At 41.6% G+C, this 17,131-nt stretch carries 12 protein-coding genes and 2 tRNA genes; 5 read left to right on the top strand and 9 right to left on the bottom strand.

What is annotated here, in order from left to right; genetic code table 11:
- Nucleotides 1-31 precede the first annotated feature (31 nt).
- Complete coding sequence (gene rcsC / locus AACX38_RS10465) at nt 32-2,884, top strand: two-component system sensor histidine kinase RcsC (RefSeq protein WP_228864214.1); 2,853 nt, start codon at nt 32-34, stop codon at nt 2,882-2,884.
- 36 nt (nt 2,885-2,920) lie between these two features.
- On the opposite strand, the gene rcsB is transcribed toward rcsC, so the two are convergent.
- Nucleotides 2,921-3,571, bottom strand: coding sequence for a response regulator transcription factor RcsB (gene rcsB, locus AACX38_RS10460; protein ID WP_099108352.1), 651 nt, complete (start codon nt 3,569-3,571; stop codon nt 2,921-2,923).
- A gap of 8 nt (nt 3,572-3,579) precedes the next feature.
- The gene (rcsD, locus tag AACX38_RS10455) at nt 3,580-6,279 is read right to left on the bottom strand and encodes a phosphotransferase RcsD (protein ID WP_228864213.1); all 2,700 of its coding nucleotides are present in this window, start codon (nt 6,277-6,279) and stop codon (nt 3,580-3,582) included.
- A 212-nt stretch (nt 6,280-6,491) separates the two neighbouring features.
- Between rcsD and AACX38_RS10450 the strand changes: the two genes are divergently transcribed.
- Nucleotides 6,492-6,579, top strand: a tRNA-Ser gene (locus AACX38_RS10450).
- Nucleotides 6,580-6,585: 6 nt separating this feature from the next.
- Nucleotides 6,586-6,661: transfer RNA gene (locus tag AACX38_RS10445), tRNA-Thr, on the top strand.
- A 38-nt stretch (nt 6,662-6,699) separates the two neighbouring features.
- On the opposite strand, the gene AACX38_RS10440 is transcribed toward AACX38_RS10445, so the two are convergent.
- Nucleotides 6,700-6,858, bottom strand: a complete 159-nt coding sequence (locus tag AACX38_RS10440) for a hypothetical protein (RefSeq protein ID WP_370630630.1) — start codon at nt 6,856-6,858, stop codon at nt 6,700-6,702.
- Between the two features lie 864 nt (nt 6,859-7,722).
- On the opposite strand from AACX38_RS10440, the gene AACX38_RS10435 reads away from it, so the two are divergent.
- A complete protein-coding gene (locus tag AACX38_RS10435; protein WP_228864212.1) occupies nt 7,723-8,961 on the top strand; it encodes an MFS transporter in 1,239 nt (412 codons plus the stop codon).
- A 424-nt stretch (nt 8,962-9,385) separates the two neighbouring features.
- Entirely contained in the window at nt 9,386-10,591 is a 1,206-nt protein-coding gene (tyrP, locus tag AACX38_RS10430; RefSeq protein ID WP_228864211.1) for a tyrosine transporter TyrP, read from the top strand.
- A 60-nt stretch (nt 10,592-10,651) separates the two neighbouring features.
- On the opposite strand, the gene AACX38_RS10425 is transcribed toward tyrP, so the two are convergent.
- The 6 genes from AACX38_RS10425 to menD all read right to left on the bottom strand — a co-directional run bounded on the left by AACX38_RS10425 (nt 10,652) and on the right by menD (nt 17,056).
- Nucleotides 10,652-11,194, bottom strand: coding sequence for a YfaZ family outer membrane protein (locus AACX38_RS10425; RefSeq protein ID WP_228864210.1), 543 nt, complete (start codon nt 11,192-11,194; stop codon nt 10,652-10,654).
- Nucleotides 11,195-11,302: 108 nt separating this feature from the next.
- Entirely contained in the window at nt 11,303-12,721 is a 1,419-nt protein-coding gene (gene menE / locus AACX38_RS10420; RefSeq protein WP_228864209.1) for an o-succinylbenzoate--CoA ligase, read from the bottom strand.
- Nucleotides 12,712-13,707, bottom strand: a complete 996-nt coding sequence (gene menC, locus AACX38_RS10415; protein WP_228864208.1) for an o-succinylbenzoate synthase — start codon at nt 13,705-13,707, stop codon at nt 12,712-12,714. Before menC ends, menE begins: the two co-directional genes overlap by 10 nt.
- On the bottom strand, nt 13,707-14,564 hold the full coding sequence (menB, locus tag AACX38_RS10410; RefSeq protein WP_099108358.1) for a 1,4-dihydroxy-2-naphthoyl-CoA synthase: 858 nt from the start codon (nt 14,562-14,564) through the stop codon (nt 13,707-13,709). Before menB ends, menC begins: the two co-directional genes overlap by 1 nt.
- 12 nt (nt 14,565-14,576) lie before the next feature.
- Nucleotides 14,577-15,365 carry a 2-succinyl-6-hydroxy-2,4-cyclohexadiene-1-carboxylate synthase gene (gene menH, locus AACX38_RS10405; RefSeq protein ID WP_228864221.1) on the bottom strand — a complete coding sequence of 263 codons (789 nt, stop codon included), beginning with the start codon at nt 15,363-15,365 and terminating at the stop codon, nt 14,577-14,579.
- Nucleotides 15,362-17,056 carry a 2-succinyl-5-enolpyruvyl-6-hydroxy-3-cyclohexene-1-carboxylic-acid synthase gene (gene menD, locus AACX38_RS10400; protein ID WP_228864207.1) on the bottom strand — a complete coding sequence of 565 codons (1,695 nt, stop codon included), beginning with the start codon at nt 17,054-17,056 and terminating at the stop codon, nt 15,362-15,364. Before menD ends, menH begins: the two co-directional genes overlap by 4 nt.
- Nucleotides 17,057-17,131: the final 75 nt, after the last annotated feature.

The raw sequence follows: 17,131 nt of genomic DNA, 5'->3' as shown, positions 1-17,131 counted from the left end.
ATTATTGACCACATTTTTATCAGGCGACCTCTTGAGATATCTATCTTCATTTCATACATCACTAAAGATATCCCGCTACCTTTTTCGGGTACTTGGTTTTATGTTATGGGCATTAGGCGCCTTATTAACCACTTTCTATCTGACTAATATTTTTAATAAGGGCAAATCAGATATTCGTCAGGACTATAATACTGTCTACGATATAATGTTCTCCTATATTCGGAATACGACTGCTACTCTGCATGATCTCCAATATATGACGGAAAAATATTTATCCCAGAAGAATGAAAAAAAACTGACTATTAACCTGCCACATAATAACTCCCATTTTTTGTATACACCGCTGAGTATACATTCTAATTGTGACTTTCTGAGTAATGAACAAGATCACTACTTAAAATCATTAAATGAGCTGTTCTTCTTCTGGAAAGATAATATTGTTATGCCACAGGGCATTAATCAGGTTTTTTTAGTCGATATTCAAAGTATGTGCATGATGAATTCTCCAATTCGCGGGACAATAACCGATCCTGACATACTAAAAAAAATGGTTTATGAAAATTACCGACGCCTGATATTTGACCAAGAGAAAGGAAAAAATCAAAATATCTATTGGGCAGCTCCCAATACAAGTTCCGACAGTGGTAGCTTTTATATACTTTCTCCTATTTATAGCAATGGACAAATGATTGCAATGATAGGCGTCGAACAATCTATCAGGCTGGATACTTTTATTCCCGATCATGACAGGAATATTACCCTTACATTACTGAATAATTATAATAAGCCTGAATTATATTATCCTGCAAGGAATAGTAATAAATCCGACACGATTGGCTACAATACGCAGGTACCTTATTTTGGCTATAGTGAAAACTTTTCTCATTTATTATTAAAACGGCGTTTAGCACCCTCATCATTCAGTGTGGTATATTCAGAACCCTTAGTGAATATTTTTAATGCATTCAAACATAAAATTATTAACAGTATTATTCTTAATATCACCTCTGCAATTCTGATTATCTTTTTTGTCTGGTTATTTGAGAGAAAAATGTTCTCTCCTGCTGAAAATAATGCTCTTCGCCTTGAAGAAAATGAGCAGTTTAACCATAAAATCGTCGCCTCAGCTCCTGTCGGCATCAGTATTTTACGGATTAGTGATGGTGCTAATATATTAAGTAATGAACTTGCACATAACTATACTAGAATGCTGACGTTTGAAGATCAAAAACGCATTATCGATATCATTTGTGACAAAAGCAGCAGCTATATCGATGTTGTCACCAGCAATAATAATCATCTACAAATTAGTTTTGTGCATTCACGCTATCGCAATGAAGAAGTCGCAATCTGTGTTCTGATTGATATCAGCACCCGGGCAAAAATGGAGAAATCATTACAGGAAATGGCCTCAGCCGCAGAACAGGCTAACCAGGCAAAATCAATGTTCTTAGCAACAGTGAGTCATGAATTAAGGACGCCATTATATGGCATTATCGGAAACCTTGAATTACTACAGTCCTATCCATTGTCACGGGAAGCTGCTCGGTTATTATCGACAATGAATAATTCATCATCACTGCTGTTAAAGATTATTAGTGATATTCTTGATTTCTCCAAAATAGAATCTAATCAGTTGAAAATTGATGCCAAAGAATTCAGCTGCAAAGAAGTTGTATCTCATGTAATTTCAAATTATCTACCCCTTATTGCGAAAAAAAATCTGGGATTCTATTGCTATATTGAACCGGATGTACCTGACTACATTAATAACGACCCGGTGAGGCTTCAGCAAATTATTTCCAACTTGTTAAATAATGCGATTAAATTTACAGAAACGGGCTGCATTGTTATATCCATCTCGATAAGACACGGCTATATGTATATCTGCATCAAAGATACAGGGCTAGGGATAGAAAATAAATTACAGGCTCAGTTATTTGAACCATTTTTTCAAACCAATACCAATAAAGAGAATGCATCACAAGGTACCGGATTGGGTTTAGCTATTTGTGAAAAATTAATCAATCTGATGGATGGTGATATTGAGTTTGTATCCCAACAATATGTTGGCAGTATTTTCTCTATCCGGCTTCCGTTATATGGTGCAAGATATGATAAGGTAAAATACCAAGCTAACACCTATTCTCCAAAACATGCTCAACAAAAAATAGTCTTAGCTATTCACAATGATTGTTTAGAAAAATATCTGTACAACTTGCTTACAAAGGCACATTTTCAAATTGCTTTATATGATGAAAATAAAGCCACTGACTCTGAGTTTTTAGTCAGTGATCTTCCTATTGAACCCAATAATTCTGCCCATTATCACATTGAAATATCAGAGCGGCATATCGGGACACCCAAAAACACCCATAATAATTACTGGTTGCATAACACTTACCAGATTAGCGATTTTGCTAGTTTTATTGATAATCTGCTATCAGACAATAATTATATGGCTATGCCTTCTACTTCAACAATAACAACTCCAGTCAAAGTAGATGACAGATTAAATACAATTAGAATTTTAGTTGTTGATGACCATCCTATCAATCGGCATTTACTTGTTGAACAATTAAGCTCATTAGGCCTCAAAACAGCAATGGCTCATGACGGGCTTGATGCTATTGAATACCTGAAAAATAACGAGACTGATATTATTCTGACCGATGTTAACATGCCCAATATGGATGGTTATGAATTCACAAAATATTTAAGAAATAAAGGATATACTAAACCCATCATTGGGATTACAGCAAATGCAATGGCAGAGGAAAGGCAACGTTGTGCTGATGTCGGTATGGATTATTGTTTACTAAAACCAGTATCACTGACAAAATTGAAGGAAACATTAGTGGCACATATAAGATCGGCAACATAAATCACCGATCCTATACTGAAAGAAATAACAAATAGGCTATTTAACCATATCATTGTCAATAGTGACTGAAGATAAGTAATTAAGTAACGCAATATCGTTATCCACTCCCAGTTTTATCATTGCAGATTTTTTCTGACTACTAATGGTTTTTATACTACGATTAAGCTTCTTTGCAATATCTGTAACGAGTAGACCCTCAGCAAATAAACGCAGCACTTCACTCTCTTTTGGAGATAAACGCTTATCTCCGTAACCATTAGCATTCACTTTTTCCAACAATTTAGAAACACTTTCAGGTGTAAATTGTTTACCTTTTTGTAGCGCAGAAAGTGCTTTAGGCAAATCGGTTGGCGCTCCCTGCTTTAAAACAATCCCCTCAATATCAAGTTCAAGTACTGCACTTAAAATAGCCGGATTATTGTTCATCGTTAGAACGACAATAGCCAATGTCGGATAATGGCGTTTAATATATTTTATCAGGGTGATGCCATCACCATATTTGTCACCGGGCATTGACAAATCCGTTATGAGAACATCTGCTTCTATATGTGGCAAACTATTAATCAGTGTAGTTGAATTTTCAAACTCACCGACAATATTAATCCACTCAATTTGTTCAAGTGACTTGCGGATGCCAAATAAAACAATAGGATGGTCATCTGCAATAATGACATTAAGGTTATTCATATTATTGGTTACCTTGGCTGCAACAGCTTTGTGACAAAGGAATCAATACGGCTGATGCTACTTTTGATTTCTATTTCATTATTGTCTGCTATGTGTTGTTCCAACGCCTCACATAATGTTTTTAGCAATTTAAAGTCTAACATAGCAAACGCACCTTTAAGGCGGTGTGCCGTTTGCGAAAGTGATATTAAGTCATAGCGTTCCATATCAGTATACAGCTTAGTAACATCCATCGGTACCGTATCTATAAATAATTTCTTATAATTACTGTCTACCAACTGCGTATGATAACTTTTAAGGGTATTACAAATATTACTATCTACATTTTGAACAAAATCTGATTCTGATTTCAGATCAGAGGTGCTCTCGTCAGACTCAATTAAGCTGAAATCTTCTTCAATCAGCAGCGATATCGCATTGATAACATCACCAACAAAATTGTAATTACACTGAACCAAACCAGCTTGCATTTGCTTAAACCCTACTAAATTACCTACTAATAATATAGTTGGCTTTTTTGTTTTGTTCTGTTTATCAGTAAGAATAATATCGTATTCTTCCGTAACACTTTCTGTGCTTTTTTCAAAATATGTTGCTCCATAATTATCAAGGTGATTATGGATTATTTTTTTAATTTCAGGATTACTGATATCTACTAGGACGATAACCCCTTCCAACAGTTGTGGGATCTCTATATCTTCATCGTGTTGAGACAACGGTAAACTAACAACATAATGCGTTCCCAGCCCCAGTTTACTGTTAATTTGAAGGTTTCCTCCCATCTTTTTACATAACTGATTGCACAAATAAAAGGCTAAACCAGAATTTGTATAATATTTATCTTCTGCTAACTTATGTAAGAAAGGGTAATTTAAACTATTCAGATCTTTCTCGCTAAGACCGGAACCACTATCAATTAACTCAATCTGTACGTGGCTATTATATTTACCGGAAGTACTGACGTTAAGTGATATTTTCCCATAACTGGTTGTTGTAATAGCATAATTTAATAATAATGAAACTATTTTACTTATTGCTTGCCCATCACCATTGAATATGGACTCATGAGGAATGTTAAAATGATAATAAGCTTTCAGACTCTTAGCATTGAGTGTTGGAAGAAATATTTTTAATATATTTTCCAATTGCGAAGATAAAGAGAATATCTCATTAGTAGGCTTCCAGTCATCTGACTCTAACCCATTGAGTAATGAAATATTTTCAACCCAATCGGTAATATATTCTGATTTTAACAGCAACCTATCCAGTGAATATTGGATGTCTTCATCTTGTGACTTTTCTTTCAACTGAATAACAAGATCGTTCAGCTCCTGAATAGGCTTTTTTATTTCATTATTAATATTTAGCAACATGGAACGTCTGGCATACACACTTTTCTCATATTCTCGTTGAGCAAGCTGTAACCGCTTATTGATCATTACCTCCTGATCACGACCCTGAAATAAGAAAAGGTATGTTTCAGGCAATAGATTACTGCTATACATTTTTACTTCATAAACCGCATCCTCAATCGAGGTCTGAATAACACCATGATGCTGTTCTGCCATTATCTTAACCTTATCCAAATCAAGATAAGGCAACAGTTTTTCGGCAATTTTATTACTGCTAATCAGTTGGTTCGATGAAAAATCATAAATCAGCAGCCCAATGGGTATATTGGAAACAATATCATTTTCCAAAGAATTTTTGATTTTCAGCTCCTGATCCATTGATGCATTAGGCGTGATATATCGCCGACGGATATAAAATAAACCGCTGAATGAGAGTAGTAAGAAAAGCAATATAGAAAGTAACAGCCAAATATTCCTGAGCAATAAATCTACAACAAGTGCTTTCAGTGGAACCTGATATATCAATTTATACGGCACAATATTTAGTGGCTGAGAAAACTCCAGCCAGAAACCGTTTAAAGAAACATCAACTTTACTTGTCTTGTCAAGATCATATTCATTGTTTGAGTTCAGCCGAAAATTTGCCGCTGGCATATCAACCGGTAAGAGGTTATTAATTGGTAGATCAAAGGCAATAACGGTGGTTAATTGCCCAGGTGAGTTGAATGCAGCTTTATATGTATAAAAATAAATATTCTCTCCGCGCAATGAATGAATAGATGAGATACTTTCTCTTTCATCCAGCGCTATTGACTGAGCCAGCATTTCAGAACGCTTAAAATCAGAGGTCAGGGTCAGATAACTTTCCTTAAATCTGATTTCTGGTTTTAAAATAGGATGCGTTGTCACCAGTAGTAAATTGTTATCCTTACCATTGAGGTAATACATAGACTCATATTCGTTGCGCGAGCCCCAGAGAATTTCGAGATAATGGGATAGTTTCTGAGCCAGTTGTACACTTGAATCATTGTAACTACCAAAAATAATCGCATCGATATTTTTGCTATTGTTTTCCAGCCAATAAATATTAGGACCTACTTCCAATGTAGGTACAACCCCCAAAGAAGATAGTGACTTAGAATTAGACTGTTCGAAGATACGCCCTGCGTGGTAGCGATAATCTTTAATCTGCAATCGCATTTTAGCTGTCACACTGCTGACGGCATATTTTTTCTCCATCAACCAACTATCAAAATAGTTATACCCAAATAAAAATAGAGACGTAAAAAGCAGAATAATAAACAGTGCATAAAAACGGGGGATAGCAGATGGTTTAATAGGTGCTTGTTTATACATTCTTTGAATGGCTACCTTTCATGTGAAGATATCTATGGTTAACTTTAATTCAATTCGCAATAAAATAAGTCATTGAGTTGTGTTAATACTAGCAGGTTAGCGGATAAAAAGGCCACCAGCGTTCGAAGATTGAGCAAACAGTAAAAAAATAACAATTTTTTCCTTTCGGGGGCTAGACACATCCCAGAGATATAGGCATAATCTCGCGCCATGGAAGGATGGCCGAGCGGTCGAAGGCAGCGGTCTTGAAAACCGCCGATGGGAAACCATCCTAGAGTTCGAATCTCTATCCTTCCGCCAAATTTCGCCGGCTTAGCTCAGTTGGTAGAGCAACTGACTTGTAATCAGTAGGTCACCAGTTCGATTCCGGTAGCCGGCACCAAATAGAACCCGTTATCTCTCAACAAGATAGCGGGTTTTTTATTTCGCCCCTCCAACTACACTGAACGCAGGGTGGGACATATTTGGGACTTCATCATGAAAAAGAGCATCAATTTGTTGTGCATGCTCTGTCAGGTGAGAAGGTGCGAGATACACATATCGACACCCCATTTCAATTAATTCCCTACCCTCTCCCATTTTTTACCCCTTTCATAACTCAACAACTCTGCATCCTAACATATTCTTGCAAGTTAGATTCCTTTTGCTCTGACTCCACTGATAATCTCTAATTGGTATCCGAGTATTCCCCAATTTTGTCTACGTAACTCCCGCATAACCATCAAACTATCTGACCAAATGAAAAACCTCATTTTAGGGGCAAGTATTAAAATTTGAATTTTCTAACATAGATAATATCTGATTATTCATGTGGTTGACCTAATCATCTTTTTGTTGACGCTTTATTAATTTAAATATTATTGCTATGAGGATTACAATAATTATTCTTATTTATCCGGCAATGAATTTATCTAAAAATAGACTTTAAAAATACTCATAAAAAACGTTTTATACGAAAAACCTGATATTCCATAAAGTCATTTAAATTAAATTAACATTTATAAAACAATAAGATATTAAAGATCGCATTAACAAAAATACTAATAATCAAGCCACCAATTATACTCTTAGAGTGAATCTAAATAAAATAACCTGACTAATTAATAAACTACCAATTATTAATTTCCCTTCCGAGAATGGCTGTTATTGAACGAAATTAAAATTATAACAATCAACACTAAATATTATTAACAATCGGCCTTAGTTAGTAATTAACTTATGATGAAATAAAAGAAAAGATAATGACTGATAGATACACAATGGATTTCAAGATGCGTTTCGGCGACAAGGGAGCTCCCCCTCGGGAGTATAGATAACTCCATGGTCGGGATGAGTGAGCGCAGCCAACAAACAAAGAAGCAACTCTCAGTTTGATTGAGAAACAGATGGCAACTGAATCCTTCTGTCATCTGTATTAAATGAGTAAATTTGAGGAGTACGAAAATGAAAGAAAAACCGGTTCTGATCTGGTATCTGGTGCTGGTTGCGCTACTTGATTTTATCGGTTTGGGAATGGTGGTGGCGATATTTCCACACATGATGATTTCTGATGCCGCTTCACTCTTCCCGGAAGGATGGGATCACCAAAAAAAGGTAGTTATATTGGGGATTTTCCTTGCAATCTATCCTTTGGGCCAGTTTTTTGGTGCTTCCATACTGGGCAAAATGTCGGATATTTATGGCCGCAGAAAAATGATGTTAATTACTGTAGCGGGTACTGCTATAGCTTTTGCTGCCAGTGGCTATGCAGTCGTTGAAGCATCAGCAGGGTTACTACTGCTTAGCCGTTTGCTCGCCGGGATGATGGCAGGTAACGTGGCAATTGCACAAGCAAGCATGGCGGATATCAGCGAACCGGGAAATAAAACTAAAAATCTCTCTATGATACAGACTGCTCTGGGTCTGGCCTGGGTGATAGGGCCGCCAATCGGAGGCTGGCTAACTAATTTATCTCTGGGCCAGTTCAACGGGTATATGACACCCTTTGCGATTATGGCTGTTATTTTTACGCTCTTATTTATCTACACGTTGGTTGCATATCCCGATACTCTGGAAAAGCATACACAGGAAAAAATAAATGCGTTTTCCGGTCTGGTGCAAATAGCAAAATCCTACAGTCACACTAAGCTAAGAATAGCATTTACGATATGGACAATTTTTGTTGCTGGCTGGTGGCTGTTTGAGTCTTTCCTACCCGCTTATCTACTGGATATTTATAGTTTCAGTTCGTTCCAGATTGGATCTTTTCTCGCTATAATGGGAGCAACTTATGCATTGTTTCAGTATCTGGTGGTAAGGCACGTTGCCAAAGTCACTAAACCTGAAAATATGGTGCAATATTCACTTGTGGTGTCATCACTTGCCGTCATAGCCATTTCAATGGTCAGTAATGTTATTTATCTGCATGTATTCATTACTCTTTTCGTCACCTCAATGGGTTTTGCATTGACTGGTTTAATAAGCAGTATCTCAAATCTTGCGCCGGAGAATGAACAGGGAGAAATCATGGGTTCTATCAGTTCCATTCAGGCGCTGGCCACGCTGATAGTCATGTTGGCAGGTGGTTTCCTCGATACCATTAATATTAGGGTAACAGTGGTAGGTGGTGGGTTATTACTGTTAATTAGCTGGTTACTTTTTGTAATGCGTCTGGGCGTTATTAACCGAAAAGTAATTCGCTAAGTAAGAACAGTAATCAGTAAGTCACCCGTTCAATTCACATAACTGGCACTGTATAAGAAAAAAAACCGTTATCTCAGGAGCACGGTTTTTTTCTTTTCTACTTTCAGGCTTACTACCATACGTTATTCTCGGTTCAGATGGCGATAACCAGAGGCGCTAATAAAGCTAAACAAATAACAGCCATAATCTGTAATATCAAGACTATTACTAGAATTCTTTTCTTTTCGACGGGGTTCCACAGATACAGCGATTCAACATTAGATTAATTTATTAAATTTAATTTTTTAATCTACTTCGCAGTTTTAGCACATGGTGTAATTATTTCTTTACGATCTATGTATCGCGAATTTGACAGCCATACATCAATACTTTACTCTGCCAGTCTTATTACTATTTTATCAATATATTCAGAGACGAGGATCGCGTGAAGAATCGCACTACTGGCAGTATTTTTATCGTCGCCGGAACGACGATTGGGGCAGGAATGCTCGCCATGCCTCTGGCTGCGGCAGGTGTAGGTTTTAGTACAACACTGGCCATGTTAGTTGGCCTATGGGCTTTGATGAGTTATACCGCACTCCTGCTGGTAGAAGTTTATCAATATAATAAAGCCAATACCGGGCTGGGAACTATCGCAAAACGCTACTTGGGCGTCGGTGGGCAGGTGTTAACAGGGTTCAGCATGCTATTTCTGATGTATGCTCTGACAACCGCCTATATCAGTGGTGCTGGTGAGTTGCTGGCTGCCAGTTTATCTGCCTGGTTAGAGAAAGACATTTCTGTTTCTGTCGGGATCATTATATTTACACTGGTCGCCGGAAGTGTCGTCTGCATTAGCACCCGATCTGTTGATTTAATTAATCGCCTGCTATTTACTGCTAAAGTCATTTTTCTGGTGCTCGTTCTTGGTGTGATGATGCCTCATGTTGATAAAATCAACCTGATCTCCATGCCAATAGAAAAAGGGCTTGTTCTGTCAGCCATTCCGGTAATTTTTACTTCGTTCGGGTTTCATGGCAGTGTACCGAGTATCGTTGCCTATATGGGGGGGGATACAAATAAGCTGCGGAAGATATTTCTTATCGGTAGTGCTATTCCGTTGAGTGCTTATATCCTGTGGCAGTTAGTGACTCTTGGTGCTATTTCTTCCAATACCTTTGTCGGGATTCTGGCACAACAGTCAGGACTGAATGGATTATTGCAGGCTGTCCGAGAAGTTGTTGCGTCACCAAAAGTTGAACTTGCTGTTCATCTGTTTGCTGATCTCGCACTGGCGACATCGTTTCTGGGTGTTTCTCTGGGTCTGTTTGACTATCTTGCTGACCTGTTAAAACGCCGCAATTATGCCAAAGAGCGTTTGCAAACCGGCCTGATAACTTTTGTGCCTCCCATGCTTTGCGCCCTGTTCTACCCTAACTTTGTGATGGCTCTGACTTTCGCTGCCGTTGCGCTGTCAATTCTGGCTCTGATACTCCCCTGCCTGCTGGTTTGGCGCTGCCGCAAAGAAAATCAGGGAGGATATCGTGTGAAAGGTGGTAATCCGGCACTCGTCCTCATTTTCCTGTGCGGTATTGCTGTTATTGCTATTCAGGTTGGCATTGTTACAGGCATACTGCCCGAGGTTGGCTAACCCGCCACTGAGAAAGGCATATCCGCATCTTTACAGATGCGGATAATTTCAGTGGAGATATCAGAAATTCACGCCTGCGCCAATGTAAAAACCATCTGACACTTTATTACTACGATCCCCGCCTTTTCCTTTTAGATCAATCACGCGATAACCCGCTTCAACACTCAGTGGTCTGAAGAGGAGATAACGGACACCACCGTTAGCTTCTGTATAAGAGTCAATACCTGAAGTAAAACCTGATGGAGCACCATACGCTTCACCATATAAGGACAGTGATGGTGTTACCGCTACACTGAGGCCAACACCAGCAGCTAATGCAGCACCATCTTTTCCGACTTTTGGCGACAGATAGAGAGCCTTACCGCCAACACTGGCTGTCAGTGGACCAACAGGCAAAGCAAAGGCCAGTCCCAGGCTACCCAACTGACCATTATGATCACTGCGGGCCCAGTTTCCGTTAAGGGAGAACCCCGCATTTTTATCACCAATTCCCGCAGATGTACTGGTATAGTGCTTTCCTGCCTCAACATTTACAGAAATTGCATTTGCCGTACCAGCCATAAAGAGCAGACTAGCAGCACTGACAGCAATAAAACCTTTCATATCGTTTCCTTCTTCTCTAATTGGTAATTGCCACTACTTGTTGCAAGCCATTTTACTGGAATTCAGTAAACACCATAAACTATAAAATTAATAAACTATCTAGATTAATCAAGATATGCAGGTAACGTATTTTTGCAGCACCCACTGTTTAACCTGCTGCCGTGGAATTTTTATTCCATCATTCTTTAGCTGCTCAGGCAGTAAGTAACAGGCTACAGGCTGCTGAAATGACGCAAGTTTATCCGAAAGCCAGCTAGCAAGTGTTGTTGTAAGTTTAGGTGAGTTTGTTTCGATTACCATGACAGGCCGATGCCCAAATTCAGGATCAGGTACAGGAACAACAAAACTTTGCTGAATTTCGGGATGCTGGTTAATGATTCGCTCAATATCTTCCGGCTGGATACCTTCTCCACCGCTGAAAAACTGATTGTCTAGACGCCCGAGAATACACAGTTCATCCCGCTCAAAGACGCCCCGGTCACGGGTGGAAAACCAGCCATTTTCGTTAAGCAGAGGCTGTAATTTCCCATCAGACCAATACCCCATCGCAATGCTGTCTGCCCTGATCTGTATCTCATCATCCTGCAAACGGATCTCTTTTCCCGGCAATGGTGTTCCCACCCCCGGTAAACCATCTGCACGCTTTGCGCAGACTGTTGAAGCCATTTCAGTCAGACCATAACCACACCAGCAGCGAATACCCAGCGTTCCGGCCTGTTGAACAAGCTCCTGCGGTATCATAGCTCCACCCAGTAACACATCTTTTAACGTCTGTTTATATTCATGTGGCTGAGACAGCCAGCGCCATAATTGCGTTGGCACTAAGGAGGCATGAGTACAACCGGATAAAGCCCTATCCAGAGAGCGCATGTCTTCTAATACCAGCACTGCACCTTTCAGCAACCAGCGCCAGAGTATTCCCTGACCTGAAACATGGTATAAGGGCAGTGACAATAACCAGCGATCATGTGAACTGAAATCTATACGGGAAAGAACACCCTTTGCACTGGAAAAGTGGCCTTCCATAGAATGCACAACGGCTTTAGGCAGCCCGGAAGATCCTGAAGTCAGGATCATACTGACCGGGCGATGCTTATCCCATGAAATTAAGTCCCATGCGACATATTTTCCTGACGTAACTGTAAACTTAGTTTGCCAGTTGAGTTCCGTTGCCTGAATAACCGATGAAGGGGAATCGGTAAAATCAGCCACAAATGCCATCTTCAGCCGGGGAAGTAATTCCACCAGCAATGATTCGGGAAGTTGAGGATTCAGTGGCAGTACTCTTGCCCCGCATTGTAGTGCGCCAAGGTAACAGAGTAATAAATCAGTACTATTTTTCCCCCTCAGGATCACTCCACTGCCTTCTGATACCCCCTGTTGCCGGAAACAATCTGCAATAGTATTAATTTTTGTCGCTAGCTGCTGCCATGTCAGGGTTTTTCCATACAACAAGGCAGCCTGTTTTTCCGGAGCACAAACTGCCCAGTGATGCCACGGCCATTGGTTAAACGACGCTAATGACATTCATGGCTCCATGCGATTTCCAGTTTGTCTGATTCAATGCAAGGAATGTCACTGTCTGGCCAGCAACGGATAAGTTGTGACTGGATCAAATTCAGAGTATCTAATCCCGGGAGTGTATCCGGCGTTAACCAGTGTGCTAAACGGGCCAGTTGCGTCAGGCCAAAACTGGTTTCAATACTTGAGCTTATAACGGCTTCCAATCCTGCCTGATGAGCTTCAGTAATTAACTGACGGCAACGATCAATACTGCCAACCAAAGTGGGCTTGATGATAATAGCAGCAACACCGGCTTCAGCTTTTACCGTGAAACCGTCTTCCCGGACACTTTCATCCCACGCGATAGCAATACCTGTTTCGCGAGCAAAATCCAGTGACTCCTCACGGGTTTTGCAAGGCTCTTCAATGAAAGCAATACGCTGGCGATAATCCGGATTGACATACTTGGCAAATCCATCCGCTTTAGTGCGTGTCCAGCTGCGGTTGGCATCCAGTCTTAAGCGAAATTCAGGCACAGCTTCCAACAAAACATTCGCTACCATGCCATCCCGTACAGCCTCGTATAAACCTACTTTCACTTTCGCAATTTTCTGTCCGGCCATTTTCCCCAGATGCAGGATCACATCATCAGGATCGCCGGTACATAATGGTGCTTTGCGATAGTCAGCTTCTTCCGGCAATTCACCCCGCAATTCAGCAAGCGCACAACTGATACCAAATGCAACAGAAGGTAATTCACTCTGTTCCGGTTCTTTCTCTGCGCCTTTTTCTGCCTGACACCAGCGCGTTAACCACGCTACTGCGGCTTGTTCTGCCTGCTCAAGTGTTTCACGGCTGAATTCCGGCAGCGGAGCAATTTCTCCCCAGCCGTGCTCCTCATTTTCCTGCATATGAACCAGAAAACCATCGCGGGTTTTCAGGCGCTGATAGCGCAGGATAACACCTGCCTCCATCGGCAGGCTGTAGTGATAAAGAGTTGCTTTACGCATCATGGGTTACGTTTGAATTTACTGAAATCAGGGTGACGTTTTTCGTTGAATGCGTTACGCCCTTCCTGCCCTTCTTCAGTCATATAAAACAGCATGGTGGCATTCCCGGCCAACTCCTGCAAACCCGCCTGTCCATCGCAATCTGCATTCAGGGCAGCTTTCAGGCAACGCAGCGCCATCGGACTGTTTTCCAGCATTTCACGGCACCAGCGCACAGTTTCTTTCTCCAGCTCAGCATAAGGAACAACAGTATTAACCAGCCCCATATCAAGCGCTTCCTGAGCATTGTACTGGCGGCACAGGAACCAGATTTCGCGGGCTTTTTTCTGTCCGACTATCCGGGCCATATAAGATGCACCCCAACCACCATCAAAAGAGCCGACTTTCGGGCCGGTTTGTCCAAAAATCGCATTATCTGCGGCAATGGTCAGATCGCACATCAGATGCAGAACATGTCCGCCACCAATGGAGTATCCGGCAACCATAGCAACAACCGGTTTTGGGCAGGTACGAATCTGGCGCTGGAAATCCAGTACATTCAGATGATGTGTTCCCATATCATCCTGATAACCACCGTAATCGCCCCGGATCTTCTGATCACCGCCGGCACAGAAGGCTTTTTCTCCCATTCCGGTCAGAATAATTGTGCCGATACTATCGTCATAGCGTGCATCTGCCAGCGCCTGAATCATCTCTTTAACCGTCAGAGGACGAAAGGCATTACGCACTTGTGGGCGATTGATTGTGATTTTAGCGATACCATCGGTAGATTTATGATAAAGAATATCTTCAAATCCATTAGAACAGTCTTGCCAGTCAATCGGCGCATATAATTTTTCTTCGCATGGGTAGAGCATTATTAAACGTCCTTAGCCAAAAAGTGATAAAAAGTGGTTCACTGCGGCTGAAAAACCCGCAGGATTACTACTGTGGACATTATGTCCAGACTGAGAAATTATTTTTAATGGCAATGCAAACTGCTGCGCTATTCCCTTAAATTTCTGATCATGTTCACCGCATAAATAAATAAAAGGTACTGCCAGTTTTTGTAATTCCGGGAGCAGATACGGCTGGTGCCCGAGTGAGGTATTTTCCAGCATATCTGCAATACTGTTGCCCCTGTTCTGGCTACGAAGATGAATGAGCCTGAGACGTTGCGCAGCAGGTAAATCTGCAAATACAGGCTGTTGATACCAATCCGCTAAAACTGCCGCTATAGGCTCTGAACGGAAACGCTGTGCCCAGTTTTTGTCATGTAATAATCTGGCTTCACGTTCCTCCTGAGATAACAGCCCCGGGTTTCCACCTTCCACCAGAATCCCCCTTAAACCGTGCACTGCCTGAGCTTGAGTTGCGTGATACATGGCAATCCGTCCACCCAGTGAGTAACCAATTAACCAGTAATCATGGATCTGGTACGCAATTAAGGTTTTGCTCAGTAGCGCATTCATCTCTGCAAGGCCATCTTTCGCAAAAACATCCACAAGCGGCATATCGGCAGAATGACCATGACCGGGCAAATCAATGACCAAAGAAGGATACTGGTTGCAGGCACTGATAATGGGCTGCCATTCATGACCACATCCCAGCAGACCATGCAACCAAACCAGCCATGGGCCTTGTTTGTCCGTATTGAATGTCTGACAGGCCAGCTTCACAGTTCCGCCACTTGTTTTAGTAACGTTTGCAGGCACATCGCACCTTCATTATCTGTCACATTTAATTCCACGACCGTTGCAGCATTTTGCAGCCATGCCTGTTCAACGGACTGTTTTAACTCAGGCCAACTTTGTGGAGCGCTATAATGCAGGCCAAACATAGCAGCGGCATGGTTAAAACTGATATTTTGCGGCATACAGTAAAACTGCTGGCGCGCTTCCTGTGGTGTAGGCAGTAATGAAAAAATCTGACCGCCATTATTATTGACGATAATCAGTACCATCGGTGATGAAATTTCCCGCAATAAAGCCAGACTGTTCAGATCATAAAGTGCCGAAATATCGCCGATAATCGCCAGCGTGGGCTTACCGGTTGCCCGTTGTACTCCGGCTGAAGTTGCAATTAACCCGTCAATACCACTGGCTCCGCGATTACTGTAAACCGGATAACCGACAGGGAGTTGCCCCAGCGCATCAATCAGGCGAACAACCAGACTATTGCCGACAAATAGTTGCCCCTCTTCCGGTAATAACTGATACAACTGATGGGCAACCGCAGCCTCACTGAATTTACCCGACAGTTTTTCAGCCACACATCCCGATGCCTTTTCTGACCATATTTCCAGTTCATTCGCCCAAAAAACATTAGGGTGATCCGTATGCGCAGAATGCTCTTGTAACCAAGCTGCGATATTGCAGGTAAATTTACGTCCCTGATGATTGGCTGGATCAAGCCTTCCGGCAATAGAATCGATAACCCAGTATTCCTCTGGCTGACATGTCGCCTGCCACTGCAATAGTCTCTTACCGGTCAGGCTGGAGCCAAACTGGATAACCAGTTCTCCTTTTGCCAGAATTTCCTGTGTTCGAGGGTGATGCAGCCATAAATCAGCACAGGGCAAAGGCTGGCCTGTCTGAGACAAGACATCACCCATCAATGGCCATCCCATGCCTTTTGCCCACTGTGCAACAAGCTGCCCCTCTTCAGCACTCATTCTCCCTGCCAGAACAACACCCCGTTTTTGCCGCCAATAATCCCAGTCAGTCACTTTGGTTGTCACTGTCACCATCGATTGCCGAAGCCACGGCTGATCTCCCTGCCACCAGTCTCCCAGAGTCTGTAACCATGACTGGTATTGATCATCATCTCCATACAAAGGTTCTGCAAAAGGGCAGTTAATATGCAGCCCTCCCTGCCTGAGATTAGACATCGCATTATCAATAACAGAGACCAGCCAGCTGGCTGAAATATCGGTGGTTGGGCGCGGCAAAGTGAGTGTTTGTGATGGATGTGAAGCAAAAATACCGTGCTGACGAATAGCCTGATTTGCACCACAGTCAATCAGCTCCGGCGGTCTGTCTGCGGTGAGAAATACCAGCCGTTCTCCGGTTAAACCCGCTTCAATCAGGGAAGGATAGAGATTGGCAACTGCGGTTCCTGATGTCACGATGACAGCAACGGGTTCCCCGCTCGCTTTTGCCAGCCCCAGTGCCAGATGGCCTAACCCTCGCTCATCAAAGTGAGTATGGCATATCAGCTTACCGTTCTGAGCAGTAGCTTTCTTTACAACGGAAAGTGTCAGTGGAGTAGAACGGGAGCCGGGAGCAATACACACATGACGCAAACCGTGGCGGGTCAGTGCTTCCAGTAAAAGTTCCGCCCAACGACGGTTCAGTGCGCTGTTTGACATAGGATGTTCGAAACTTATTTAAAAAGAAAACTCATTATTTAAGAAAATGAATTATATAAGATATTCGCCGTTCTC

It is taken from the genome of Xenorhabdus sp. PB30.3, from assembly GCF_963895965.1.
Classification (GTDB): domain Bacteria; phylum Pseudomonadota; class Gammaproteobacteria; order Enterobacterales; family Enterobacteriaceae; genus Xenorhabdus; species Xenorhabdus stockiae.
The sequence above is the reverse complement of the archived record's forward strand: the minus strand, read 5'-3'. Positions and strand labels throughout refer to the sequence as shown.